A 24,377-nucleotide genomic window follows, 5' to 3' on the forward strand; every position below is an offset into this window, starting at 1 on the left:
TTGACCTAAATGATTCGAAGGAATGCAGGCGCTTGTAAGCGAAGGAAGGTTGTTTCACTGTTCGGTTTTCAGGGTGTAGAGAAAGCGCCCCCCTTCTGGCGAAAGAGAAAGTAAAAGAGAATGAAGTTTTCTTTGCATACTTTCTTTTTCAAAAGAAAGTATGCGCCTTTAGCTCAGTTGGTAGAGCAACTGACTCTTAATCAGTGGGTCCCGGGTTCGAATCCCTGAAGGCGCACCACATGGCCCGTTGGTCAAGCGGTTAAGACGGCGGCCTCTCACGCCGCAAACATGGGTTCGATTCCCGTACGGGTCACCATTGAAAACTTTATATTGGTTTTAGTCGCGGAAGCGATTAAAATAGTTGGTGTTGATTAGAATGAGGGTCCACCCGTTCCCATTCCGAACACGGAAGTTAAGCTCATTTCTGCCGAAGATACTTGTCTGGAGACGGACCGGGAAAATAGGTAACGCCAACACAAGCGGACAGCATTTGCTGTCCATTTTTTGTCGCTAAAAGTCGAACAAATTTTCTATTTTTCCATTGACTTCTCCCTTGGAATCCATTAGAATGAGGGCACTGCCGGAGATGAGGAGGGGAGATCCATGGAACGAGAGACAACCTGTTGCTTTACTGGTCATCGACCGGACAAGCTCCCCTGGGGAGAACAGGAGGAGGACCCCCGTTGTCTGGCATTGAAAAGAAAACTGGCAGATGCACTAGAGAGGGCCTTTCAGGATGGATACCGACACTTTATTAGTGGAATGGCGCGAGGAGCCGACCTGTACTTTGCTGAGGCCGTTTTGAAGCTGCGTGAATCCTATCCGGAGATTACCTTGGAAGGGGCGCGTCCCTATGAGGGACAGGCTTCCGGCTGGCCGGCGGCAGAACAGCAACGTTATTGGAAGATTTTAGATCAGTGCAACTATGAAACTCTGGTACAGCACCGGTATAACCGGGGCTGTATGATGCGGCGCAACCGCTACATGGTGGATCGGTCCAAGCGCATTATTGTCGTCTATGACGGAGGACCGGGGGGAGGGACAGCTCAAACTTTGAGCTACGCCATGAAGCAGGGCTTAGAGCAAGAGATATTGCCTGTGGAGTGATAGAAAGCTATGAAAACGTTGATGCATATTTGCTGCGCACCCTGTGCCAACCGACCTATTGCCCTGTTGCAGGAAGAAGGAATCCAGGTTACCGGCTTTTGGTTCAATCCCAATATTCACCCTTATACCGAGTATCAAGCCCGAAAAGCCACATTGGAAGGGTATGTTAAGGAAATTGGAATGAAGCTGATCATCGGGGGGACCTATGATCTGCGGAGTTTTATTACCCATGTGGCAGACAACATTGACGGACGCTGTGCCTATTGCTACCGAGTGCGAATGGAGGAGACCGCCCGCTACGCCGCCGAGAACGGCTACGACAGTTTTACCACCTCTTTGCTGATCTCCCCTTATCAGAACCACGAGGCGATTCGTTCTACCGCGCAGGCTATGGGAGAGAAGTATGGGGTGGAGTTTCTCTATCGGGACTTCCGGCCCCTGTTTCAGGCGGGACAGGAGTTTGCGCGGGAACATGGATTTTACATGCAGAAGTACTGTGGTTGCATTTTCAGTGAGGAAGATCGTTATATGGGCGCGAAACGCCGCAAGAAGGAGCGGAGAGCGCAGCAACAGGAGCAGCAAACCAAAGCAAAAACAGCGGGAACGGTTTAAGCCGTTCCCGCTGTTTTTATAAAAGTTACGTTCCGCTTATCCAAAGATAGGTAGGATATTGAGGAAACCGGTAATAATGAGGCCATTGAAGAAGTCGATGAACAGGGAACCCACTAGGGGAACGATGAAATAAGCCTGAGGGGCGGGGCCGTAACGTTTGGTAATAGCCTGCATGTTGGCCATGGCGTTGGGGGTGGCGCCCATACCGAAGCCACAGAAGGCGGCGGTCATGACAGCGGCCTCGTAGTCCCGACCCATGATGTTATATACTACGAAGCGGGCAAAGATAAACATAAGGACGGTCTGAGCCAAGAGCATCACAATCATGGCGGCAGCTACGTCAGCAAGCTGCCACAGGGCCACAGACATCAGAGCAATGGCCAAGAAGATGGACAGGGATACGTTACCCCACAGATCCAGGGCTTTGGCAGGAAGGATAATGTGCTTGGCGTCGCAGAAATTACGAATGATAGCGGCAATGAGCATGGCACCGATGTAGGTGGGGAAGGTGAAGTTAAACTCAAAGTTGCCGATCTCAATGTGGATGTTATTCAGAGCCAGAGTAAGCAGAGTGCCCAGGCCGGAGGCTACGATGAGCAGGATGGCGGCATTGGTAAAGGACTCGGTGTCGACTCGCTCAGCCTTCTCCTTCTCGGCGGGGGACTCATCTTCCAATTCCATGAGCTCTTCAGTGTTCTCAGTGGAATGAAGGTTGTACTTATTAATGATGCTGCGGGCAGTGGGGCCACCCATCAGGGAGCCGGCTACCAAGCCATAGGTGGCAGCAGCCACCGCGATGACATTAGCAGTGGCGATACCCAGATCCTTCTCCATCATGGGGCCATAGGAGCCGGCAGTGCCGTGGCCACCCACCATGGGGATAGAGCCGGTGCACAGGCCCAGACGCAGGTCCCAATCAAAGACACCGGCCAGAATGGAACTGAGGATGTTCTGGAGGAAGACCATGACGATGGCCACCAACAGGAAGGTAATTACCTTTTTGCTGCCTTGCTTGAGTAGGCGGAAGCAGGCGGTGTAGCCTACGCTGGTGAAGAACAGGGTCATAAAGAAGTCCTTGACGTTGGAGTCAAATTTAAACTCCACTACACCGGCCATGTAGAGGCCCAGATGGGCCAGGGCGAAGATCAGACCGCCTACCACCGGAGCAGGGATGCAGCACTTGCGCAGAAATTCGATGCGGTTGGTCAAATAGCGACCCAGTACGAACAGCAGCATAGCGATGGCCGCTGTCTGGTACATGTTCAGGGTAATCTCTGGCATGAACAATCTCTCCTTTTCTTTGTAATAATCTGGCTGTGAACGGGAAGATCCTTTTCTCGTTAGTATTTTAACAGGGAAGCGTCAAAATCCTTCAAAATCCAACGAGGCCAAAAAGAAGTTTTCAGAAAATTACAAAGACAGAGCTACATATTTATATAGTTTGACCAGCGCAGAGAATGATATACCAGATATAAGAACACACATCAAATAGGAAAGAGAGTGTTACTCCTCCTCGGCCAAAATAATTAAGCCATCCAGAAAGCGTTTTAAGTTGGCTTTTCCCCCGGGGCCCTTTCCCTGGAGGTAGGACATCTGGGCACGAACCTCCTGGAAGGGGAAGAGGCGGGCGGCATAGCGGGTAAAGAACTCGTTATTGTAGTCCTCCAGGCCCAGATTGGCAATGTGGTTCAGCCCACGTTCCACAGCCCGCCGGGCTCTCTGTTCCACCGTTTTTGGCGAGTCACCTAGTTGGGCACATAGGGTGCTGATTCCTACCTGAGAAGCGGTTTGGTGCCGCTGTAGCAAAAGCAAGCACAGTTCAATGATATCTTGTCCACCCTTTTCTCCGGCCATGCCCAGCTGGCTGAGAATATACTTTAGGCGTCGGCGTTCCCGTTCATTTGGGTCCTCCCGGGGAATGGGGGCCCGGGCAGCAAAGACATTTTGTATAGCATTTAGAGCTTTTTCATTTTCAATTTGACGCGTGACATTGCGGACGACCTGGCCAACTTCAATCACATTGATGGGCTTTTGGATGAAAAATTCAATTCCAGCAGAATAGGCCTTGGCAATCATTTCCTTGGAGGATACCTGTGAGAGCATAATGAATTTGGCAGAGCAGCCCCGTTCCCGCAGCTCCCGCACGACCTGTATGCCGTCCCGCTCCGGCATGAGGAGATCCACCAGGATGAGGTCGGGATCAATGGCCAGGATACGGTCCAGGTCAGCGGGGCCGTCTGCGGTATCGCCGCAGATGGCTCCCAGACCATTCCGCTCCACGATGTCCTCCAAGATACTGATAACGGAGATGTCATCTTCAATGATGTAGATCCTCATGATTCCCTCCTGTCACGGCGTCCAGAGGCAGACGGACCTGAAAGCAGGTCCCCTGACCAAGCTGAGAGTGAACTTCTACCTCGCCCCCCAGCTCCTGGGCGATAAACTGTACGGCCGGCAGGCCCACGCCACGGTTAATGTCGCCGGTGGCGGGGTCAAATTTGGTGGAATATCCCACTTGAAAGAGTAACTCCATAGCGCGGGGGGAAATTCCGGGGCCGTTGTCCTCCACCTTGAGCACAAGGAAGTCCCCGTCCCGTCGGCAATCCACTCGAACGACTCCCCGTCCTTTATCGGCCCGAATGGCCTCCAAGGCGTTGGTGACCAGATTCTTTAAAATGGATAGCAGCCGATAGTGCTCCAGAATGGGAAAATTATCCCGGCACCGGCACTCCAGGCGGATTTCCGCCCGCTGTTGCCCCAAAAATTGGCGGGTGGTGACTTCTAAAATATGGAGCAGGTCCCGAAGAGACATGGACTGGTGGTCATAAGCTCCGGCGACCTCTTCTTCAATTCCGCGAATAATGCGCAGGTTGTCCTTTTTCACCTCATGGACATCCCGGGCAATGGACAGGGCCAGGGCGGCGTTCTCTTCCTCGCCGTCGATGCCGCTGAGCCGCTCATACAGGCGGTAGGCGTTGGACATGACCGCTTCAATATCCTCTGCGTCCTTTTTGAGAAAATACAGCTCGGTTTTTAGATTGGCAGTCATCAAAAACAGATGGCGGTAACGCCGCTCGTGTTCCTCCCGCAGCAGCAGGCGGCGGTAGTTCTGTATGGACCACAAAACCAGGCAAGCGGCCAGGGAGCGGGCCAGAGCTAGAAACAGTCCAGCCAGAGTGGTAAGGGTGACGGGATAGCCGGTGCTGGAGGTAAGGCTGGACAGAGCCAGGTTGAGCCAGTTGGACAAAAAGTCGCAGGTGAACAGCGAGAAAAAGAGGTGAGGAGGAGATACGGCCCGGCGGTCCCGAATCAACAGGCAGAGCAGGCAGTCGTAGCAAAGATAGAAGACCCCACCTGGATATTCCCGAATCAAAGCGGGAAGAAGGGCTCCCCCCAAAAGCAGATCCCCCGCCACCCGGAACAAAATGACGCACAATCCAGCGACCAGACCGGAAAAGGGACGGTGGCTGTCCCGCATCATGGTCATCAGTAATATGGGATACAGGATGACCGAGGCAGAGACTCGAAAGCCATCCGCCAACCCCGAAAAATACAGCTGACTGGTCAGCGCAACCGCCAGACCAATGACCGCTCCCCGCTGCCAGGGGGAGAGCCGCATGTCCGGAAAGGAAAGAAAGGCCATGGCCGCACCTCCCAGGAAATTTACGAATTTATTACACCCCTTCCATCTTAAAAGACTAGGGCAGTTTGTCAAGGGATTCCCTTAAATTTGGTCCACTTTTTTCCACGCTGGAGAAGTAACAATTTAATGACAGTTTTTATTTTAGGTTTACAAAGTAGACCAAATGTGTTATGCTAGGTTTACAAAGTAAACCAGGAGGGATGTCCCATGGAGGAACAGGTATTGACCAACAGTGAGTGGTATGTGATGGACTGCCTGTGGCAGCGCAGCCCCATGACGGTGATGGAGCTGGTGGCTGCCCTGGGGGACAAGGTGGGGTGGGCCAAGAGCACCACCATCACCACCCTGCGGCGGATGGAGGAGAAGGGGCTGGTGACGGTAGAGGTCCGGGACCGAGCCAAGCACTATACCCCCGCTCTGGAGCGGGATAAGGCCGCACGCCGGGAGACCCGGTCCTTCTTGGATAAGGTGTACCGGGGGAGTGTGGGACTGATGGTGTCGGCCATGGCAGACGAGAAAGCCCTGTCCCGGGCGGAGATTGAGGAGCTGTATGACATCCTGCGCAAGGCGGAGGAGGGGATGAAATGAACGCCATTTTTATGCCCATAGACGCTCTGTTTCAGTGGCTGCTGCCTGTGTTGCCCAGCCTTCAGCAGCTGGGGGAGTGGGCGGTGAGCGGATCGGTTTTGATCTTAATTGTGTTGGGTTTGGGGGCTTTTCTGAAGGGAAAGCTGTCCTGTCGGGTACGGTATGCCCTGTGGGGGGTGGTGTTGGTACGGCTGTTGCTGCCCTTCCAGCTGCCCCTTTCCCTTCCGATGAGTTCCGCCCAGGCGGTGCCCGACGCACCTGACGCCTGGGAGACCACCTATGTTCCTGTGTTCCCCGGCCAGACCCAGAATATTGACGACACCCACCCCTACTACCAGGACCTGGAACCGGGGTATGAGGGACCTGGCCCCTGGTCTCAGGGGTATGTGGAGCGCTCGGAGGACGGGGAGACAGTGACCACCTATCTGGATTGTTTTACCCAGGCCGAAATCCTCCAGCTGATTTGGGGGGTGGGGGTACTGGCCGCCCTTTTGCTGATTCTTGTTCCCAATGTGCGGTTTGCCCTTCGCTTGGAAAAAATGCGAAAGACCTTGGAAATTCCAGACTGTCCCCTGCCTGTCTATGAGACGGAGGGACTACCCTCTCCCTGTCTCTTCGGCCTGTTTCACCCCGCCATCTACCTGACTGCCGAGGCAGCCGAACTGTCCGAGGGGGAACGGCGGCATGTGCTGGCCCATGAGCTGACCCACTACCACCATAAGGACCACATCTGGGCCGCCCTGCGCTGCCTGTGCCTGGCTCTCCACTGGTATAACCCCCTGGTGTGGCTGGCAGTCCTCTGTTCCAAGCGGGACGGAGAGCTGGCTTGCGACGAAGGGACTGTGGAGCGGCTGGGGGAGGCGGAACGTATCCCCTACGGCCGTACCCTTGTGGGGCTGGTGGCCCGGCGGTCCCTTCGACCTGGGGATCTGGTGTCCTGCTCCACCGCTATGACCGGAGGGAAGACCACCATCCAGCAGCGCATTGCCCTACTGGTGAAGAAGCCGGAGACCAAAAGGACCGCCCTGTTTCTGGCCCTGTCCCTGGCGGCCTTGGCGGTGGTGTTCACCTTTGCCGGGGGAAGGGCGGCGGAAGGATGGGCCACCGATTACAACGGATTCAAATCGGAGATTCGGCAGGCTCAGTCCATTGGATATGCCCCGCCCCTCTATTCCAGCCAGGGATATCCCGATCCCATTACCGACGAGGACCTACTGGAGGAGGCCCGGTCTCTCCTGTATGACAAGGTCCACGATCTGCTTACCCCGGTGGAGGCGGATTGGGGCGAGTTAGTCATCCATGCCTCCACCCTCACCCTGGTCACCCAAAGGGGAGAGGAGCACCAATACTTCCTCTGCCCCTGGGATGGGGACGTGTATGTCCTTGCCCCCGCCCAGTGGGACGCCGAGGGGTATACCCCGGTGGTGGTTTACCCGAAGGAGTATACCGTGACCACGGCTCTGGAGACCCTGGCCCGGCAGCAGAGGGAACGAAACAGCTCCGAACGTACCTCCCTCACCCAGGAGGAGATCGACTGGTTCAATGAGGAATTTTTCAACAGTGGGGAGAAGGGAACTGCCATCCAGAATCTGTTTTTCGCCTCTCTCTATGACCAGCCCCAGGACATCGACCTCTTCCAACTCTTCTACCTGGGCGGCCTGGACGGGGAATCCGAGGCCCTTACTCCCCAGGAGCGCCAGGCGGTGGTGGAGACGGGCTACAGCGGGATGGAGCCCGACTGTCCCTGCACCAAGATCACCCGGGCAGAGATGGATCAGACGCTGTTTCAGTATACCGGCCTTACCCTGGATGAGACCAATCAGTATGGTCTGGGGAGCTTCACTTATCTGGCGGAATATGACGCCTACTACCATTACCATGGGGACACCAACTTCACCTCTGTCACGGTCACCAGCGGTACCCGAGAGGGGGACCTGGTGTATCTCACCTATGAGTCGAGCTATTATTTCCCCGACGCCCAGGGCAGGCAGCTGGTGGCCACCCTGCGGCAGACGGGAGAGGGGTACCATTTTGTGGCCAACCAGGTGGGTGTGGAGATTTCCCAGGGCTTCTCGGCCGAAGGGATGATTTTTGAGAGTGACGGAAACTTCGCCGAAACGGCCCAAACCTTTGGAAAGGCCCTAGCCCAAGCATACCTGGCTCTGCCGGAGAACGATCCCGGGGCAGTTACCGATGCTTTGGCGGACAGCTGGACCTTTACCCGGACTCTGCCTGGGGAGGAGGATGAGTTCTGCATCCGCCTGTCCCTGATCGTGGACCCGGTGGAGCCCAACACCATCTATTGGATGGCGGGGGCAGGCCTGGACCAGAATGAGGAAGGCGAGTGGGTGCTTACCCGGGAGTACCGTCTGGAGCGGGTAGAGGGGAATACCTGGACCTGCACCGAGGTGGGCGGTAACGTCAGCCTGTCAAATGATGCGGCCGCTGACTATGAGAAGGTCCTGTCCGCTATGGCCGGCCTTCAGACCGAAGACATCCTATCCATCACCCCCTGGGATATGGGTGCGTTGCCGGACGGGTGGGCGGACAACCTAAACCGGGAGGAACTGGCTCAGTTCATCCGTGAGGCCGCCGGCCAGCCCCGGGAGAGCTTGGAGGGGCACAACGATGAGGAGTGGCTGGACCACAGCCTGTGGCAGGTGGAGGTACTGATTTCTCCGGGGTGGAGCATCTCCCTTATGGCCGGGCGGGCGGAAGATCAGGTGAGCATCAGCGAGGCCATTACCCTGACCAACTGCCCTGGGCTCTATGATCTCATCCGCCAGGCCGCCGGCAGTGGCCAGACCATCACCGTCCAAAATGAGTCGGTGCTGGCGTGTATGGACCAGGTACTGGCCAAAGAGCTGGAGCAGGTACGGGACCCGGCGATTACCCCTGACCACCCCGAGGCCTATCTGGATGCGGAGCTCACCCAGCTCAACCCCCTGGCCACCTTGGACGGCGGGGAGGAGGGGACAGAACTTCACATCTACCTTTACGACTTCGGCTTTGTGATGGACGATCTGGCCAATGCCCCCTGGGCGGGCGGCCCGTGGGTGGACGGCCGGCTGCGTTACCACATGTACGGCTACTACAAGCACCTGATCACCCTGGAGCGGGACGGCAGAGTGGAACGCTATGTCACCTATTCCAATGAGTACCCCCTGGACGAGGAGTCCTATGCCCAGGCCTACGCCGACGGGGTTATGGAATACCCCACCCTGGCGGAATTTGCAGCCAGACTATTGGAAGAGGAAGGATAAGGATATTGTTCATTAAACGGCCCTGGCGGGGAACCGCCAGGGCCGTTTCTGCATTCACTAATTGGTCATATTTAGGGGAAAAATCTGTTCCATATGGAAAAAATGACGGAAAAACGCCTGTTAAATTCCTGTTTTTCCTCTCCGTGGGTGCGTTAAGAAACCGTTAATTTCGTTGTTTTTCCCGCCTTGAAACGATATCATAATATAACGAGAACATAAGTGTATCATTGCGCCTATATGTGCCCCGAAGGCAGGAGTTTGTTACCATGAGTTTACGCGTTGGCATTGATATCGGCTCCACTACCGTTAAGGTGGTGGTGCTAGATGAGAAAAATAAGCTGTTGTTCCGCTCCTATGAGCGCCACTATTCCAAGACCCGGGAACGGGCCTGCCAGACCCTCCGTTCCGTCAGCGACATGCTCTCTGGACAGAACATAAAGGTCACCATCACCGGTTCCGCTGGCCTGGGGGTGGCCAATGCGGCCGGGATTGATTTTGTCCAGGAGGTCTATGCCACCGCCGCGGCGGTGAATACATATATTCCCGATACCGACGCCGTCATCGAGTTAGGCGGTGAGGACGCCAAGATCATTTTCTTCGGCGGCGCTCTGGAGGAGCGGATGAACGGCTCCTGCGCTGGCGGTACTGGGGCCTTCATTGACCAGATGGCCACCTTGATGAACGTAACCGTCAATGAGCTGGACACCCTCTCCCTCAAGCACGAGAAAATTTATCCCATCGCCTCCCGCTGCGGCGTGTTTGCCAAAAGCGACATCCAGCCCATTCTGAACCAGGGCGGACGGAAGGAGGACGTAGCTGCCTCTATTTTTCAGGCTGTGGTAGATCAGACGGTGGCCGGCTTGACCCAGGGCCGGGAACTGAAGGGCAAGATCGTCTTTCTGGGCGGACCGCTTCACTTCCTCATGGGGCTGCGGGAGCGGTTTGTGGAGACCCTGAAGCTGGACAGTGATCACGCTATCTTCCCTGAGGATGGGGACTGCTTTGCCGCCATGGGCGCTGCTCTGTGCGCCACCGATTACCAGCCTGCCCCCTTTGAGGAGGTTTTGAAGAAGCTGGAGGAGAGTGTGGACACCACCACTCTGGTGGACACCATGCCCCCCCTCTTTAACAGCCAGGAGGAGTACGACGCCTTCTGTGCCCGGCACAATTCCAAGAAGCCCCCTGAGGTGGATATCCACACCTATTCCGGTCCCGCCTGGCTGGGTATTGATGCCGGCTCCACCACCACCAAGCTGGCCCTCATTACGGCTGACGGAGGCCTGCTGTACACCCACTACCAGTCCAACCAGGGCAATCCCGTCTCCGTAGTGCTTCCTCAGTTGAAAACCATCTACGGACTGTGCGGGGACCGAATTGAAATCAAGGGTGCGGCGGTCACTGGCTATGGGGAAGACCTCATTAAAAACGCCTTCTCCTGCGATCTGGGTCTGGTGGAGACCATGGCCCACTACAAGGCTGCCGCCCACTTTGAGCCCGATGTGGACTTCATCATCGACATCGGCGGCCAGGACATGAAGTGCTTTAAAATCCGCAATGGTGCGGTAGACTCTATCATGCTCAACGAGGCCTGCTCCTCGGGCTGTGGTTCTTTTATTGAGACCTTTGCCAAGGCCCTGGGCTACAACATTGCCGACTTTGCTAAGCTGGGGTTGTTCACCAAGAAGCCAGTGAATCTAGGTTCCCGGTGTACGGTGTTCATGAACTCCTCGGTGAAACAGGCACAGAAGGACGGGGCCAGCGTGGAGGATATCTCCGCGGGCCTGTCCACCTCCATCGTGAAGAATGCAATCTATAAGGTTATCCGCGCCGCTTCTCCTGATGATCTGGGCCAGCACATCGTGGTCCAGGGCGGGACCTTCCACAATGACGCGGTCCTCCGGGCCTTTGAGCAGGAGCTGGGCCGGAACGTGACCCGGCCCACCATCGCGGGCATCATGGGGGCCTTCGGAGCCGCTCTGGCCGCCCGGGACCTCCATCTGGACCACAGCAGCCTGCTGTCCGCCCAGGCGCTGGAGAAGTTTACCCACACCGCCAAGCCCGCCACCTGCGGCCTGTGTACCAACCACTGCTCCCTCACCGTCAACTCCTTTGACGGCGGCCGCCGCTTCATCTCCGGCAACCGCTGCTCCCGCCCCCTGGGGGAGGAGCCCAGCCGTCAGCCCGACCTGATGCGGTATAAATACAACAAGCTCCGTGCCCTCCACGGCAAGGGCCAGGGGGACGGCTCCCGGGGACGGATCGGCATCCCCTTCGGCCTGAATATGTACGAGAACCTGCCCTTCTGGTTCGAGCTGTTCACCCGCCTGAACTTTGAGGTGGTGCTCTCTCCCGAGTCCAGCCGGAAGCTGTATTTGAAGGGACAGCGCACCATCCCCTCCGACACGGTGTGCTACCCCGCCAAGCTCCTCCACGGCCATGTGGAGGCCCTGGTGGAGGCGAGGGTGGACGCCATTTTCTACCCCTGCATGCCCTACAACTTCAACGAGGGCGTCAGCGACAACAACTACAACTGCCCCGTGGTGGCCTACTACCCCGAGCTGCTGGCCGCCAACGTCCCCGAGCTCAAGCAGACCCGTTATCTCAATCCCTACTTCGGCCTGCACCGCCCCAAGGACTTTGAGCGCAAGGCGGGGGAGTGGTTTTTCAACGAGTTCCAGGTGCCCAAGCGGGAGACCGTTGCGGCGGTAAAGGCGGCCTACGCCGCCTACGACGCCTACAAGGAGGACATCCACACCACCGGCCGGGCCTACATCGACCAGGCCCGGAAGGAGGGCAAGCCCATCCTGGTGGTCTGCGGCCGTCCCTACCACATGGACCCGGAGATCAACCACGGCATCAACGACCTGATCACCTCCTACGGCTTTATCCTGGTCACTGAGGACGCGGTGGCCTACCTGGAGGGTAAGGCACCCCGCCACGTTCTCAACCAGTGGACCTACCACGCCCGCATGTACAACGCCGCTCGGTATGTGTGCACCCAGAAGGACATGGAGGTCATCCAGCTGGTGTCCTTCGGCTGCGGCATCGACGCCATCACCGGCGACGAGATGCGCTCTATCCTGGAGGAGGGCGGCAAGCTCTATACCCAGTTGAAAATTGACGATATCAGTAACCTGGGGGCCGTCCGGATCCGAATCCGGAGCCTGATGGCCGCCATTGAAGCGAGAAACAAACAGTGATCCACCAAGGGTCATGTGGAAAGGAGATCCCTATGGCGAAACTTGTGTATGATGAGACCGGACGTCTGCTGTTTACCAAGGAGATGAAGGAGGAGTACACCCTTCTCATGCCCCAGATGCTGCCCGTCCACTTCGGTATGATGCAGAAGCTGCTGGAGTGCGAGGGCTATAAGGTGGATATGCTCACCACCAATCACCGGGGGATCGTGGACGAGGGCCTGAAGTACGTCCACAACGATACCTGCTATCCCGCCCTGCTGGTCATTGGCCAGCTCATCGACGCGGTGAAGCACGGGGGCTACGACCCCCACAAGGTGGGCCTGCTCATCACCCAGACTGGCGGCGGCTGCCGGGCCAGCAACTACATCCACCTGCTCCGGAAGGCTCTGGAGAAGGCGGACATGGCCTACATCCCCGTGGTGTCGGTGAACCTGTCCGGCCTGGAGAAGAACCCGGGCTTCCAGCTCACCCTCCCCTTTATCCGCAAAGCGGTGTTTGCCATGATGTATGGCGATATCATCGTCAACGTGGCCAACCAGGTCCGCCCCTATGAGGTGGAGAAGGGAGCCACCGACCAGATGATTGCCCACTGGTCCCAGAAGCTGGTGGACGGCTTCCAGGCAGGCAAGGGCATGAGCCGCAAGCAAATGCGGGACATTTTTGACGCTATCTGCGCCGACTTCGCCGCCATTCCCGTGGCGGGAGAGCCCAAGATCCGGGTGGGCGTGGTAGGCGAGATCTACGTAAAATTCGCTCCTCTGGGCAATAACAATCTGGAGCAGTTCCTCCTCTCCGAGGGGGTGGAGCCGGTGGTGCCCGGACTGACCGACTTTATCATCTTTAAAATCTTCAACCGGGTGTCCGATGTGGAGCTCTACGGCGGCAAGTGGATCAAGAAGGCTGCCTGCCGGGCCTTCATGTCCTACATCGAGGGCTGCCAGAAGGATATGATCGAGGCTCTGGAGAAATCCGGCCGCTTCCGTGCCCCCGGCACCTTCCGTCAGCTCCATGAGCTGGTGAAGGGCTACCTGGGCGATGGCAACAAGATGGGGGAGGGCTGGCTGCTCACCGCCGAGATGCTGGAGCTCATTCACTCCGGCACCCCCAACATCGTCTGCACCCAGCCTTTCGGCTGCCTGCCCAACCACATCGTGGGCAAGGGTATGATCCGCAAGCTGAAGGACGACTATCCCTACAGCAACGTGGTGGCCATCGACTACGACCCCGGTGCCACCAAGATCAACCAGGAGAACCGCATCAAGCTCATGCTGGCCAACGCCAAGGGCCTGACCCAGCAGGAGGGAGCCCAGCGCTCTCCCCAGCCCGACGTGGTGCCCAAGCTGGTCCACGCCCACTCCTGATCAGAACAAACACGCGCGGTATGGAGAAGCCTCCATACCGCGCGTTTGTATAAAGAGGGCCCCGCAGCATCGCTGCGGGGCCCTTGTTGTATCCGGATGAAATCAGGTGCCGGGCTTAAAGCTGTCCTTCAGGGAGACAGCCCGGTTAAAGACCAGGGCGCCTGGCTTGGAGTCCTTGGAGTCGGCGCAGAAGTAGCCCAGGCGGAGGAACTGGAAGCGGTCGCTGGGCTGGGCGTCGGCCAGGGAGGCCTCCAGCTTGCAGCCGGTGAGCACCTCCAGAGAGCTCGGATTCAGGCAGTCCAGGAAGTCCTTGTCCCCGGCGTCGGGCGCCTCGTCGGCAAAGAGGTTGTCATACAGCCGCACCTCGGCGTCCACGGCAGTGGCGGCGTCCACCCAGTGGATGGTGGCGCCCTTCACCTTCCGGCCGTCGGCGGGGTTGCCGCCGCTGCTCTGGGGATCATAGGTGGCCAGAATCTCCACCACGTTGCCCGCCTCGTCCTTGACGCATCCGGTGCAGGTGATGAGGTAGGCACCCTTCAGGCGGCACTCAGGGCCGTTGGGGTACAGGCGCTTATACTTGGGGATGGGGGTCTCCAGGAAGTCGTCGGCCTCCACATACAGGTGCTTGGAGAAGGTGACCGGACGGGTGCCGGCCTCCGGGTCGTTGGGGTTATTTTCCACCTGGAAGGTCTCGCTTTGTCCCTCGGGGTAATTGGTGATGGTCAGTTTCACGGGACGTAGAACTGCCATAGCCCGCTGGGCGTGGTCATTCAGATCCTCCCGCAGGCAGTGCTCCAGGAAGCTGTACTCCACGGTGGAGGTGTTCTTGGCCACGCCGATGCGGTCACAGAAGTTGCGGATGGAGGCGGGGGTGTAGCCACGGCGGCGCAGGCCGCACAGGGTGGGCATCCGGGGGTCGTCCCAGCCGGAGACATAGTGCTCCTCCACCAGCTTGCGCAGCTTCCGCTTGGACATGACGGTGTAGTTGATGCCCAGACGGGCAAATTCGATCTGCCGGGGCTTGCTGGGCACGTCCGTGTTGTTGATGACCCAGTCGTACAGGGGCCGGTGGTCCTCATACTCCAGGGAGCACAGGGAGTGGGTGATGCCCTCCAGGGCGTCCTGGATGGGGTGGGCAAAGTCGTACATGGGGAAGATGCACCACTTGGTGCCCTGGCGGTGGTGCTCAATGTAGCGGATGCGGTAGAGCACCGGGTCCCGCATGTTGAAGTTGCCGCTGGCCAGGTCGATCTTGGCCCGCAGGGTGTACTTGCCCTCGGGGAACTCCCCGTTTTTCATCCGCTCAAACAGGTCCAGGCTCTCCTCGATGGGGCGGTCCCGCCAGGGGGAGCGGGCGGGAGTGCCCACGTCGCCCCGGTATTCCCGGAACTGTTCGGGGGTGAGCTCACAGACATAGGCCAGGCCCTTTTTGATCAGGCCCACGGCCAGCTCATAGGTTTTTTCAAAGTAGTCGCTGCCGTAGAAGAAGCGGTCGCCCCAGTCAAAGCCCAGCCAGTGGATGTCCTCCTGGATGGCGTCCACAAACTCGGTGTCCTCCTTGGCGGGATTGGTGTCATCCATACGGAGATTGCAGATGCCGCCGAACTTTTCCGCCGAACCGAAGTCGATGATTAGGGCCTTGCAGTGGCCGATGTGGAGATAGCCGTTGGGCTCGGGTGGGAAACGGGTATGGACCTGCATACCGGCAAAGCGTCCGCCGGGGGCAATGTCCTCCGAGATAAATTCATGAATAAAGTTTTGGCTGGGGGCCGGCCCCTCAGAGGCGGGGCTGGCGCTTATTTTTTCTTCAGCCATGGATTGACCCTCCTGTCTCTCTTGTGGGCATATATCCAGCCCATGCGGGAATCTTAACTCCCCTATTTTACACCAGGAGATGGGCGCCTGGCAAGGTCTTTTCTGCTTTTTGAAGTGGTGCCCTTATTGCGGGAACTACTCTGGTGTGTTATACTGAAAAATAAACAAAAGAAGGTTGGAACAGCCCCATCCGGAAGGGAGACATATCATGCGGCAAATGCGTCGTTCCCGCCAGGAGCTTACGTCTAAAGAGTGTGATCAAGTGCTGGAACGTCAGACCAGCGGGGTGCTGGCGGTGCTGGGGGATGAGGGATACCCCTATGCGGTTCCCTTGAGCTATGTGTATGAGAATGGAAAGCTCTATTTCCACTGTGCCAAGGAAGGGCATAAATTGGACGCGATTCGGAAGGATAATAAGGTGTCCTTTTGTGTGGTGGACCAGGATCAGGTGGTCCCGGAGGAGTATACGACCTATTTTCGCAGTGTGATCGTCTTTGGAACAGCCAGACAGCTGGAGGACGAGAAGGAGAAGCGGCAGGCTCTGGCAGCTTTGGCGGCCAAATACTCTCCCCACGAGGTGGAGGGTCGGGAAAAGGAGATCCAATCCCAGTTTTCCCGAGTAGCCCTGGTGGAAATCACACCGAACTGTATAACAGGCAAAGAAGCCATTGAGCTGACGCGGAAAAAACATCCATCCCTTTTGTGACCTGGTCACAGTATAGCCCGGTAAAAAGAGGTATTATACATTCGAAAGACGGGAACAACAGCCGAAGGAGGCCAAACCAATGGAACACGATATCATCGTACTGGGCAGCGGCCCGGCAGGACTGGCAGCAGCAGTGGCGGCCCGTGGTCGGGACAAGAGCGTTCTGGTCATTGGCAACCGCTGGGAGGACAGTCCTCTGGCCCGGGCGGAGCGGGTGGATAACTACCTTGGAATGCCCGGTCGCACCGGGGCGCAGATGCTCCGGGAGTTCTCCCAACACGCACAGGCGATGGGAGTGGAGACGGTTACCGGAAGAGCCATTGCCCTTATGGTGTACAATGGATTTTACGTCACCGTCGGCAGCCAGGTCTACGACGGCCGGGCCCTGATCCTGGCTCCCGGTGTGGTCCGTCAGGCCAAGTACCCCGGGGAGGAGGAGTACCTGGGGCGGGGGGTGAGCTACTGCGCCACCTGCGACGGCATGCTCTACCGGAGCAAGCCGGTGGTGGTGGTGGGGCGTAGTCCCGATGCTCCTCTGGAGGCCAATTACCTCAGCAGCCTGGGCTGCCAGGTGACCTACGTCTCCTCCAACCAGCCCAAGGGGCTGCAGGAGGGCATCCCCTTCGTCAAGGCGGGAAAGCTGGCCGTCCGGGGCCAGGGTACCGTCACCGCGCTGGAGGCGGACGGGGTGGAGCTGCCCTGTGCGGGGGTGTTTATCCTGCGTCAGGCGGTGGCCCCCACCGATCTGCTGCCCCAGCTGGAGACTGAGGAGGGCTTTATCAAGGTCGACCGGCACATGGCCACCAATGTGGAGGGCGTGTTTGCCGCGGGAGACTGCACCGGAGGTCCTCTTCAGGTAGCCAAGGCGGTGGGCGAGGGCCATGTGGCCGCCCTGTCCGCCTGCGAGTATCTGGATCAACAGGAACAACAATAAGAAAAAAGAAAGGAATTATGGATATGACACACTTCAATCAAGAGAGCTTTGACAAGGCCCTGAGCGAGGGCAAGCTGATGATGGTGGACTTTTGGGCGGACTGGTGCGGCCCCTGCAAGATGCTGGCTCCGGTGATCGACGGTCTGGCGGAGCAGTACGCCGGCAAGGCCGTGGTGGGAAAGGTCAATGTGGATGAGGAGCAGGAACTGGCCATCCGCTACGGGGTCATGTCCATCCCCACGGTGATTTTCTTCAAGAACGGGGAGGAGATCGACCGCAAGGTGGGCGTGATGCCCGCCGGGGCTTTTACCCAGGTGCTGGACAAAAACGGATAATGGAAAGCCGGACATGACCGGCGGCCACCCAACAAACACAGCCGGAGCGGAGGGAGATCTCTGCTCCGGCCCTGTGGCGTCCGCAAAGGCGGGGAGCCAGAACGAAAATCCAGAGATAAAAACGGAGGAATTGGACGATGGAGCGGAACGATCAGAATTACGAGAAGTGTATCCAAATTTTGGAGGAGGAGCTGCTGCCCGCCATGGGCTGTACAGAGCCCATCTCCATCGCCTATGCCGCTGCGGTGGCCCGGGAGACCCTGGGGCAGCTGCCCGACCGGGTGGTCATTGAGGCCAGCGGAAATGTGATCAAAAACGTAAAGAGCGTGGTGGTGCCCAATACCGGCCATTTGAAGGGGATTCCCGCCGCCGCCGCCGCGGGCATCGTGGCGGGAGACGCCGGCAAGCAGCTGGAGGTCATCGCCCAGGTGACGGCGGAGCAGCAGAAGGAAATTCAGGAGTATCTGGACAAGATCCCCATTGAGGTGAAGCTGGCCGACTCCCCCCTGATTTTTGATATCATCATCACGGTGTACTGGGGCGAGGAGAGCGCCAAGGTGCGCATCAGCAAGTACCACACCAATGTGGTCACCGTGGAGAAAAACGGCCAGGTGCTCCGCTCGGAGTCGGTGGAGGAGGATTCCGACGGCCTGACCGACCGCTCCTTCCTGTCGGTGGAACTGATTTTGGACTTTGCCAACTGCGTGGAGCTGGAGCGGGTCAAGCCCCTGCTGCAGCGCCAGGTGGAGTACAACATGGCCATTGCCCAGGAGGGGCTGCTGGGGGACTACGGGGCAAACGTGGGCTCCACCCTGCTGAAGTACAACGGCGATTCCGTCCGTACCCGGGCCAAGGCCATGGCGGCGGCCGGCTCCGACGCCCGCATGAACGGCTGCGAGCTGCCCGTCATCATCAATTCCGGCAGCGGCAACCAGGGCATTACCGCCTGCGTCCCCGTGGTGGTCTACGCCCGGGAGCTGGGCTGCGGGGAGGAGAAGATGTACCGGGCCCTGGTGCTGTCCAACCTGTTGGCCATCCACCAGAAGACCCGCATCGGCCGCCTGTCCGCCTACTGCGGGGTAGTGACCGCCGGCACGGCGGCGGGCTGCGGCATCGCCTACCTGCAGGACGGCTCCTATGACGCCATCAAGCACACCCTGGTCAACTCCCTGGCGGTGGTGTCTGGCATTATCTGTGACGGAGCCAAGGCCTCCTGTGCGGCCAAGATCCTCTCGGCGGTGGAGAGCGGCATCTTCGGCTATGAGATGTACTGCAACGGCCAGCAGTTCTACGGCGGCGACGGCATCGTGAAGAAGGGCGTGGAGCAGTCCATCATCAGCGTGGGACAGCTGGGCCGGGAAGGCATGCGGGAGACCGACAAGGAGATTCTGAAAATCATGATCGAGGAGTAACCCCAGCCTAAGCATTTTCCAAATCCATATACAAAAAACGGAGGCCGATTGGCCTCCGTTTTTGATTGAGATGGTTGCATTATTCCCCGGCTTTGACCAGAGCTTCGCCGGCCAGATATATGTCCCCGGCTCCTACCGTGAGGATGAGGTCCCCGGGCCGGGCAAGCTCTTGGAGGGTTTGGGTGACTTCCTCCAGGGTGGGGCAGAAGATGGCCCCCGGGATCTGCCGGGCCAGGTCGTTGGAGGAGATGTTCAGGGTGTTCTGCTCCCGGGCGGCAAAGATCTCCGCCAGCACCGTCACGTCGGGCAGCTTCAGCACCTGCACAAATTCGTCAAACAGCTCGTGGGTGCGGGTGTAGGTGTGGGGCTGGAAGGCGCAAATGACCCGCTTATAGCCCAGACCCTTGACCGTGGAGAGCAGAGCGTGCAGCTCCTGGGGGTGGTGGGCGTAGTCGTCGTAGACCATGGCCCCGCGGTACTCTCCCTTTTTCTCAAAGCGCCGTCCCGCTCCGTGGAAGGCGGCAAGGCCCTCCTCCACGGCGGCGGCGGGGACGCCCAGACAGTGGGCGGCGGCGGCGGCCGCCAGAGCGTTTCCCACATTGTGGATACCGGGAACGGACAGGGCCACGCGGGCAAAGGGTTTTTCCCCGATGATCACGTCGAAGCTGGGGAAGCCCTTCTCCCAGGTGAGGTTGGCGGCGTGGACGTCTCCCTGCTCCAGGCCGAAGGTGACCACGGTGCGGTCCAGGTCCTTCAACGCGTCCATGGTGTTTTCGTCGTCTGCGTCCGCCACCACAAAGCCCTCCTGGGGCACCAGCTGGGCAAAGCGGCGGAAGGAGTGCTTGATGTCCTCCAGGTCCTTGAAAAAGTCTAGGTGGTCGGCATCCACATTGAGGATGACCGCCACAGTGGGGAAGAAGGAGAGGAAGGAGTTGCAGTATTCGCAGCTCTCTAAAATAATGGTGTCCCCATGGCCCACCCGGTGGCCCGCCCCCAGAGCGGGGAGTACGCCTCCAATCATCACCGAGGGGTCCCGCTGAGCGGCCAGGAAGATGTGGGTACACATGGAGGTGGTGGTGGTTTTGCCGTGGGTGCCGGCCACGCACAGGGCGTTTTGGTAGTGGCGCATGATGGCGCCCCAGGCCTGGGCCCGCTCAAACACGGGGATGCCGGCCTGAAGGGCGGCGGCGATCTCCGGGTTGTCGTCGTGGACGGCGGCGGTGCGGATGACGCAGTCAGCCCCCTCCACGCTCTGGGGCAGGTGGCCGATGGTCACCGGGATGCCCAGGGTGCGCAGGTGGGCCACGGTGTCGCTCTCATGCAGATCGGAGCCGGTGACGATCAGGCCCCGGCCCTGGAGCACCTCCGCCAGGGGGGACATGGACACCCCGCCGATGCCCACCAGGTGGGCTCTCCGGTCGGGGCGGATGTAATCTTGTATGGAAAAGGCCATAAAATGACACCTCTGTTTCAATGGTAGGACTCTGTTCCATATTATAGCTTTGGGAAAAAGGAAGTGCAAGACTTCCCGAAAAATATGGACCGGATGGGGGGAATTTATACCGGGGGACGAAAAAGCGCGCCGCGTTTTAAGCGGCGCGCGGATGTATGCGAGACTGGAATCAGAGCAGCTCCATGGAGGCGATCACATAGCCGAACATGCTGTCGGTGGGCTGGAGCACCGCCTGGAACTGGGCCAGGCTGGAGCCGTCCACCACATAGACCAGGCGGCCGGCCAGGTGTACGGCGCCGTCTGCCTGGGTGGTCTGATCGACCTGGATCTCCGCCAGGCTGTCGTTGCCGCAGATCACCCGGTAGCTGTCGGAGGAGGAGTCATAGACCATCCGGTCGGACAGATCGTCGGGCAGGTCTCCCAGGACTTCCGCCATGGGCAGGGCGGCGGCGTAGTCCTGCACGGTCTCCCGGGGGAGGAGCAGGTCCTCGCCCACATACTCCGACCGCTCGTCCAGCTGGCCGTAGAGGGAGAGCATGTTGTACAGGGTCTCCCAGCCAAGCTGAGAGTTGGAGGGGTCATAGGAAGAAAGACCGTGGTTGACCATAGCCATCACCATGGCGTGGAGGGCGGGGGTCATGGACTCGGCGGGGCCGATTTGGGCGGGCACGTCGCCGGGAACATAAGCCTCTCCCTGGGCAGAGGTCTCAGGAGAAGTGGCACTGGGCGTCTTGGCCACAGCTACGCTTTCCAGGGGCAGGATCAGCAAAGCGGCGATCATCATAGTCAGGAAACATTTTTTCATTGGAGAGAGACCTCCTTTCCTACAGGTGAGGTTGTGTGAACTTCAGCTTACATTCAGTATAACAGAAGCAGGTGTTACCATCTTATCGGAAGGATTACGAGGCGGTACCAAAATGGTTACAGAATGGTAGCGCAGGGGCTGTCCCAAATCCCTTCCAGCATATGACGAAAGGAGGAAAAGTATTCCCTTGTCCCTTCAATTTTATAGACGTGAGAGGGAGGGAAAAGGTTCCCGGTTTTTGAGGGAATTTTTTGCCTGATTTTCGTGCTCCGGTTGACCCGGGCGGCGGTTTTGTTATACAATAGCCCCACTGCGAAATTGACAAGACAGGAAGAGAGACTATGCTGAACCACGAACAGGAGCTTCGATTTGTAACGGCCCGCCGGGGGGCCATTGCCCGGGAGTTTACCCGGCTCAACCCGGAGCAGCAGAAGGCGGTGCTGGCCACCGAAGGTCCCCTGCTGCTGCTGGCAGGGGCGGGCAGCGGAAAGACCACCGTCCTTATCAGCCGAATCGCCAACCTGATGCGCTACGGCCGGGGATCGGACAGTCCGGAGGTGCCCGAGTGGGTGACGGAAGAGGATCTGACCTTTTTAGAGGAGTGCGCCAAGGGCCGCGCCCTGACCCCGGAGGAGGGGGAGCGGCGGGACCGGCTGTGCCGTTTGGACCCCGCTGCCCCCTGGACCATTTTGGCTATTACCTTTACCAATAAGGCGGCCGGAGAGCTGAAGGAGCGGCTGGGGGCCATGCTGGGCCCGGCGGCGGAGGACATCTGGGCCTCCACCTTCCATTCTGCCTGTGTGCGGATTTTGCGCCGGGACATTGACAAGCTGGGCTTCTCCACCTCCTTTACCATCTATGACACCGACGACTCCCTCCGGGTGGTGAAGGACTGCCTGAAGGATTTGGAGCTGGACGACAAGCAGTTCCCGCCCCGGTCGGTGCTGGGGTACATCTCCCGGGCCAAGGATGCCATGAAGCTGGCGGAGGAGTACGCCCAGGAGTGTGAGAAGTCAGAGGATTTCCGTCTGAGCAAAATTGCCAAGGTCTACCTGGAGTATCAGCGGCGGCTGTGGGAGGCCAGCGCCCTGGACTTTGACGATATCATCCTCCACACCGTCCGTCTACTCCAACAATTCGATGACGTTCGGGAATATTATCAGAAAAAATTCCGTTATATACTCATTGACGAGTATCAGGATACCAATAATCTCCAATATCTCCTGGCCTCCACCCTGGCCGGAGGCTATGAGAACTTCTGTGTGGTGGGCGACGACGACCAGTCCATCTACCGCTTCCGGGGGGCCACCATTGAGAACATCCTCTCCTTTGAAAAGCAGTACCCCGGCTGCCGGGTGATCCGGCTGGAGGAGAACTACCGCTCCACCCGGCATATCCTGGAGGCCTCCAACGCGGTGATCCGGAACAACCAGGGCCGGAAGGGAAAGGAACTGTGGACCCGCGCGGGGGAGGGGGACAAGCTCACCCTATACGCGGCCATGAATGAGAACGACGAGGCCCAGTATGTGGCCGCCCGGATTTTGGAGGGGTACAGCCAGGGGCGGAAGTGGAAGGATCACGCCATCCTCTACCGGATGAACGCCCAGTCCAACCAGATGGAAAATGCCTGCAAGCGCAATGGCATCCCCTACCGGATCATCGGGGGCACCCGGTTCTTTGACCGGGCCGAGGTGAAGGACATGGTGGCCTATCTGGCGGTGCTGAACAACCCGGAGGACGACCTGCGCCTGCAGCGGATCATCAACAATCCCCCCCGGGGCATCGGGCAGAAGACGGTGGAGGCCGCCCAGGAGATCGCCCGGCGGGACGGGGCGTCCCTGTACGCCGTCATCGACAACGCCCGGCTCTACCCGGAGCTGGAGCGTTCAGCTGGCAAGCTGGCGGCCTTTACAAACCTGATGGGAGAACTGGCGGGACTGCTTACAGAGCTGCCCCTGGACCAGTTTTATGAGGAGCTGATCCTCCGTACCGGCTACGGGGCCATGCTGGAGGCCAAGAACACGGTGGAGGACCGCACCCGCCTGGAAAACGTGCGGGAGCTGCTCACCTCCATCCGGGGGTACATGGAAAACGCGGGGGACGAGCCTACCCTGGCGGGATTTTTGGACGAGATCGCTCTGTACACCGACCTGGACAGCCACGACCCCGATCAGGACTGCGTGGTGATGATGACCATGCACTCGGCCAAGGGGCTGGAGTTCCCAGTGGTATTTGTGGTGGGGGCCGAGGAGGGCATCTTCCCCGGCATCCGGGCCATTGGGGAGACGGAGGAGATGGAGGAGGAGCGGCGGCTGTGCTACGTGGCCATGACCCGGGCCAAGGAGAAGCTCTACCTCACCTGCGCCAACCAGCGCATGCTCTTTGGCCGAACCAGCTCCAACCGGCCCTCCCGCTTTGTGGAGGAGATCCCGCCGGAACACCTGGAGCGCACCGGCCGCTCTCCCTTCTCCGCGCCGGAGGAGGAGAGCTGGGGCGGTATGCCCAGCCGGACCTCGGGCTACGGTGGCTACGGGGGAACGGAGCGCCGGAACTGGAGCGGTCACGACAGCTATGGCGGTCGTTCCGCCGCCCAGGGCGGCAGGGCCTCTGGCGGCCAGACCTCCTACGGCGGGTTTACTCAGGCCATGGGAGGAGCAGGACGGACCGTGTCCCGAAGCGAGGGAGTCAAGCGTCCCCTGGGTGGAGGACTGGCGGCCCCGGGGAGGGCAGCGGCTTCTGTGCCGGCCTTCCAGAAGGGGGATACGGTGCGCCATACCGCCTTTGGCCGGGGTATGATTCTGTCCGTCCAGAAAATGGGGGGCGATGCCCTGGTGGAGATCGCTTTCGACGGGGTGGGGACCAAGCGGCTGATGCTGAAATCGGCCGCCGCCCACATGGAAAAGCTGTCTTAATTTGGAAAAGGCCGTTAGAGCGGCTCAGGAGTAGTTCCTGAGCCGCTCTTTTTTAAAAAAATTTCTAAATCCGTGTAACTTTTTTACTGGGAAATTCGTCTAACATTTATAGTGAAATATGCCTGTTTGAAGCCTGGGGTACAATTAAGAGAATCTTAAAAATTTGTAATCAGGTTGTAATTGATTGCCCCTAAAGCACCGAATATAATGGGATTGACGGACAGGCAACCC

The 24,377-nt window shown here is 58.7% G+C and carries 17 protein-coding genes, 2 tRNA genes and 1 rRNA gene; 14 read left to right on the forward strand and 6 right to left on the reverse strand.

What is annotated here, in order from left to right; translation table 11 throughout:
- Positions 1 to 162 precede the first annotated feature (162 nt).
- The 5 genes from B5E43_RS09000 to B5E43_RS09020 all read left to right on the forward strand — a co-directional run bounded on the left by B5E43_RS09000 (position 163) and on the right by B5E43_RS09020 (position 1,719).
- Positions 163 to 238, forward strand: a tRNA-Lys gene (locus B5E43_RS09000).
- Between the two features lie 3 nt (positions 239 to 241).
- Positions 242 to 316 (forward strand) — tRNA-Glu (locus B5E43_RS09005).
- Between the two features lie 44 nt (positions 317 to 360).
- Positions 361 to 476 (forward strand): 5S ribosomal RNA (gene rrf, locus B5E43_RS09010).
- A 127-nt stretch (positions 477 to 603) separates the two neighbouring features.
- Positions 604 to 1,107, forward strand: a complete 504-nt coding sequence (locus B5E43_RS09015) for an SLOG family protein (protein WP_087395960.1) — start codon at positions 604 to 606, stop codon at positions 1,105 to 1,107.
- A gap of 9 nt (positions 1,108 to 1,116) precedes the next feature.
- Positions 1,117 to 1,719 (forward strand): epoxyqueuosine reductase QueH, encoded by a 603-nt coding sequence (locus B5E43_RS09020; RefSeq protein ID WP_164475083.1) that lies wholly within the window; start codon positions 1,117 to 1,119, stop codon positions 1,717 to 1,719.
- A gap of 36 nt (positions 1,720 to 1,755) precedes the next feature.
- Here B5E43_RS09020 and gltS read toward each other — a convergent pair whose 3' ends face one another.
- The 3 genes from gltS to B5E43_RS09035 all read right to left on the reverse strand — a co-directional run bounded on the left by gltS (position 1,756) and on the right by B5E43_RS09035 (position 5,362).
- Positions 1,756 to 3,000 carry a sodium/glutamate symporter gene (gene gltS, locus B5E43_RS09025; RefSeq protein WP_087395962.1) on the reverse strand — a complete coding sequence of 415 codons (1,245 nt, stop codon included), beginning with the start codon at positions 2,998 to 3,000 and terminating at the stop codon, positions 1,756 to 1,758.
- Positions 3,001 to 3,222: 222 nt separating this feature from the next.
- Positions 3,223 to 4,056 (reverse strand): DNA-binding domain-containing protein, encoded by an 834-nt coding sequence (locus B5E43_RS09030; RefSeq protein ID WP_087395964.1) that lies wholly within the window; start codon positions 4,054 to 4,056, stop codon positions 3,223 to 3,225.
- A complete protein-coding gene (locus B5E43_RS09035) occupies positions 4,037 to 5,362 on the reverse strand; it encodes an ATP-binding protein (RefSeq protein WP_087395966.1) in 1,326 nt (441 codons plus the stop codon). Before B5E43_RS09035 ends, B5E43_RS09030 begins: the two co-directional genes overlap by 20 nt.
- Before the next feature lie 207 nt (positions 5,363 to 5,569).
- Between B5E43_RS09035 and B5E43_RS09040 the strand changes: the two genes are divergently transcribed.
- The 4 genes from B5E43_RS09040 to B5E43_RS09055 all read left to right on the forward strand — a co-directional run bounded on the left by B5E43_RS09040 (position 5,570) and on the right by B5E43_RS09055 (position 13,774).
- Complete coding sequence (locus tag B5E43_RS09040) at positions 5,570 to 5,950, forward strand: BlaI/MecI/CopY family transcriptional regulator (RefSeq protein WP_087395968.1); 381 nt, start codon at positions 5,570 to 5,572, stop codon at positions 5,948 to 5,950.
- A complete protein-coding gene (locus tag B5E43_RS09045; protein WP_087395970.1) occupies positions 5,947 to 9,213 on the forward strand; it encodes a M56 family metallopeptidase in 3,267 nt (1,088 codons plus the stop codon). The genes B5E43_RS09040 and B5E43_RS09045 overlap by 4 nt, the downstream gene beginning before the upstream one ends.
- A 266-nt stretch (positions 9,214 to 9,479) precedes the next feature.
- Entirely contained in the window at positions 9,480 to 12,413 is a 2,934-nt protein-coding gene (locus B5E43_RS09050; protein ID WP_087395972.1) for an acyl-CoA dehydratase activase, read from the forward strand.
- 32 nt (positions 12,414 to 12,445) lie between these two features.
- A complete protein-coding gene (locus tag B5E43_RS09055) occupies positions 12,446 to 13,774 on the forward strand; it encodes a 2-hydroxyacyl-CoA dehydratase (RefSeq protein WP_087395974.1) in 1,329 nt (442 codons plus the stop codon).
- 102 nt (positions 13,775 to 13,876) lie between these two features.
- Here the strand turns inward: B5E43_RS09055 and B5E43_RS09060 are convergent, their stop codons facing one another.
- On the reverse strand, positions 13,877 to 15,589 hold the full coding sequence (locus B5E43_RS09060) for a glutamine--tRNA ligase/YqeY domain fusion protein (protein ID WP_087395976.1): 1,713 nt from the start codon (positions 15,587 to 15,589) through the stop codon (positions 13,877 to 13,879).
- Positions 15,590 to 15,794: 205 nt separating this feature from the next.
- On the opposite strand from B5E43_RS09060, the gene B5E43_RS09065 reads away from it, so the two are divergent.
- The 4 genes from B5E43_RS09065 (at position 15,795) to B5E43_RS09080 (ending at position 18,976) form a co-directional block, all read left to right on the forward strand.
- Positions 15,795 to 16,295, forward strand: coding sequence for a pyridoxamine 5'-phosphate oxidase family protein (locus tag B5E43_RS09065; protein ID WP_087396097.1), 501 nt, complete (start codon positions 15,795 to 15,797; stop codon positions 16,293 to 16,295).
- A gap of 79 nt (positions 16,296 to 16,374) precedes the next feature.
- Positions 16,375 to 17,229, forward strand: coding sequence for an FAD-dependent oxidoreductase (locus tag B5E43_RS09070; RefSeq protein ID WP_087395978.1), 855 nt, complete (start codon positions 16,375 to 16,377; stop codon positions 17,227 to 17,229).
- Between the two features lie 17 nt (positions 17,230 to 17,246).
- On the forward strand, positions 17,247 to 17,564 hold the full coding sequence (trxA, locus tag B5E43_RS09075; RefSeq protein WP_087395980.1) for a thioredoxin: 318 nt from the start codon (positions 17,247 to 17,249) through the stop codon (positions 17,562 to 17,564).
- A 137-nt stretch (positions 17,565 to 17,701) separates the two neighbouring features.
- The gene (locus B5E43_RS09080; protein WP_087395981.1) at positions 17,702 to 18,976 is read left to right on the forward strand and encodes an L-serine ammonia-lyase, iron-sulfur-dependent, subunit alpha; all 1,275 of its coding nucleotides are present in this window, start codon (positions 17,702 to 17,704) and stop codon (positions 18,974 to 18,976) included.
- A 79-nt stretch (positions 18,977 to 19,055) separates the two neighbouring features.
- On the opposite strand, the gene murC is transcribed toward B5E43_RS09080, so the two are convergent.
- Both murC and B5E43_RS09090 read right to left on the reverse strand, forming a co-directional pair.
- Positions 19,056 to 20,429 carry a UDP-N-acetylmuramate--L-alanine ligase gene (gene murC / locus B5E43_RS09085; protein WP_087395983.1) on the reverse strand — a complete coding sequence of 458 codons (1,374 nt, stop codon included), beginning with the start codon at positions 20,427 to 20,429 and terminating at the stop codon, positions 19,056 to 19,058.
- Between the two features lie 169 nt (positions 20,430 to 20,598).
- Positions 20,599 to 21,234, reverse strand: a complete 636-nt coding sequence (locus B5E43_RS09090; protein ID WP_087395985.1) for a hypothetical protein — start codon at positions 21,232 to 21,234, stop codon at positions 20,599 to 20,601.
- Positions 21,235 to 21,575: 341 nt separating this feature from the next.
- On the opposite strand from B5E43_RS09090, the gene B5E43_RS09095 reads away from it, so the two are divergent.
- Positions 21,576 to 24,146: a UvrD-helicase domain-containing protein gene (locus B5E43_RS09095; protein WP_087395987.1), complete on the forward strand. Its 2,571-nt coding sequence runs from the start codon at positions 21,576 to 21,578 to the stop codon at positions 24,144 to 24,146.
- The last annotated feature ends 231 nt before the right edge of the window (positions 24,147 to 24,377 follow it).

It is taken from the genome of Flavonifractor sp. An100, assembly GCF_002161175.1.
Taxonomy (GTDB): Bacteria; Bacillota; Clostridia; order Oscillospirales; family Oscillospiraceae; genus Lawsonibacter.

Coding starts and splice junctions, on each gene's coding strand:
- B5E43_RS09080 (WP_087395981.1), top strand. CDS start 17,702: ATGGAGCGGAACGATCAGAATTACGAGAAGTGTATCCAAATTTTGGAG.
- B5E43_RS09045 (WP_087395970.1), top strand. CDS start 5,947: ATGAACGCCATTTTTATGCCCATAGACGCTCTGTTTCAGTGGCTGCTG.
- B5E43_RS09020 (WP_164475083.1), top strand. CDS start 1,117: ATGAAAACGTTGATGCATATTTGCTGCGCACCCTGTGCCAACCGACCT.
- gltS (WP_087395962.1), bottom strand. CDS start 3,000: ATGCCAGAGATTACCCTGAACATGTACCAGACAGCGGCCATCGCTATG.
- B5E43_RS09035 (WP_087395966.1), bottom strand. CDS start 5,362: ATGGCCTTTCTTTCCTTTCCGGACATGCGGCTCTCCCCCTGGCAGCGG.
- B5E43_RS09015 (WP_087395960.1), top strand. CDS start 604: ATGGAACGAGAGACAACCTGTTGCTTTACTGGTCATCGACCGGACAAG.
- B5E43_RS09030 (WP_087395964.1), bottom strand. CDS start 4,056: ATGAGGATCTACATCATTGAAGATGACATCTCCGTTATCAGTATCTTG.
- B5E43_RS09050 (WP_087395972.1), top strand. CDS start 9,480: ATGAGTTTACGCGTTGGCATTGATATCGGCTCCACTACCGTTAAGGTG.
- B5E43_RS09090 (WP_087395985.1), bottom strand. CDS start 21,234: ATGAAAAAATGTTTCCTGACTATGATGATCGCCGCTTTGCTGATCCTG.
- B5E43_RS09040 (WP_087395968.1), top strand. CDS start 5,570: ATGGAGGAACAGGTATTGACCAACAGTGAGTGGTATGTGATGGACTGC.
- B5E43_RS09070 (WP_087395978.1), top strand. CDS start 16,375: ATGGAACACGATATCATCGTACTGGGCAGCGGCCCGGCAGGACTGGCA.
- B5E43_RS09055 (WP_087395974.1), top strand. CDS start 12,446: ATGGCGAAACTTGTGTATGATGAGACCGGACGTCTGCTGTTTACCAAG.
- B5E43_RS09095 (WP_087395987.1), top strand. CDS start 21,576: ATGCTGAACCACGAACAGGAGCTTCGATTTGTAACGGCCCGCCGGGGG.
- B5E43_RS09060 (WP_087395976.1), bottom strand. CDS start 15,589: ATGGCTGAAGAAAAAATAAGCGCCAGCCCCGCCTCTGAGGGGCCGGCC.
- trxA (WP_087395980.1), top strand. CDS start 17,247: ATGGATATGACACACTTCAATCAAGAGAGCTTTGACAAGGCCCTGAGC.
- murC (WP_087395983.1), bottom strand. CDS start 20,429: ATGGCCTTTTCCATACAAGATTACATCCGCCCCGACCGGAGAGCCCAC.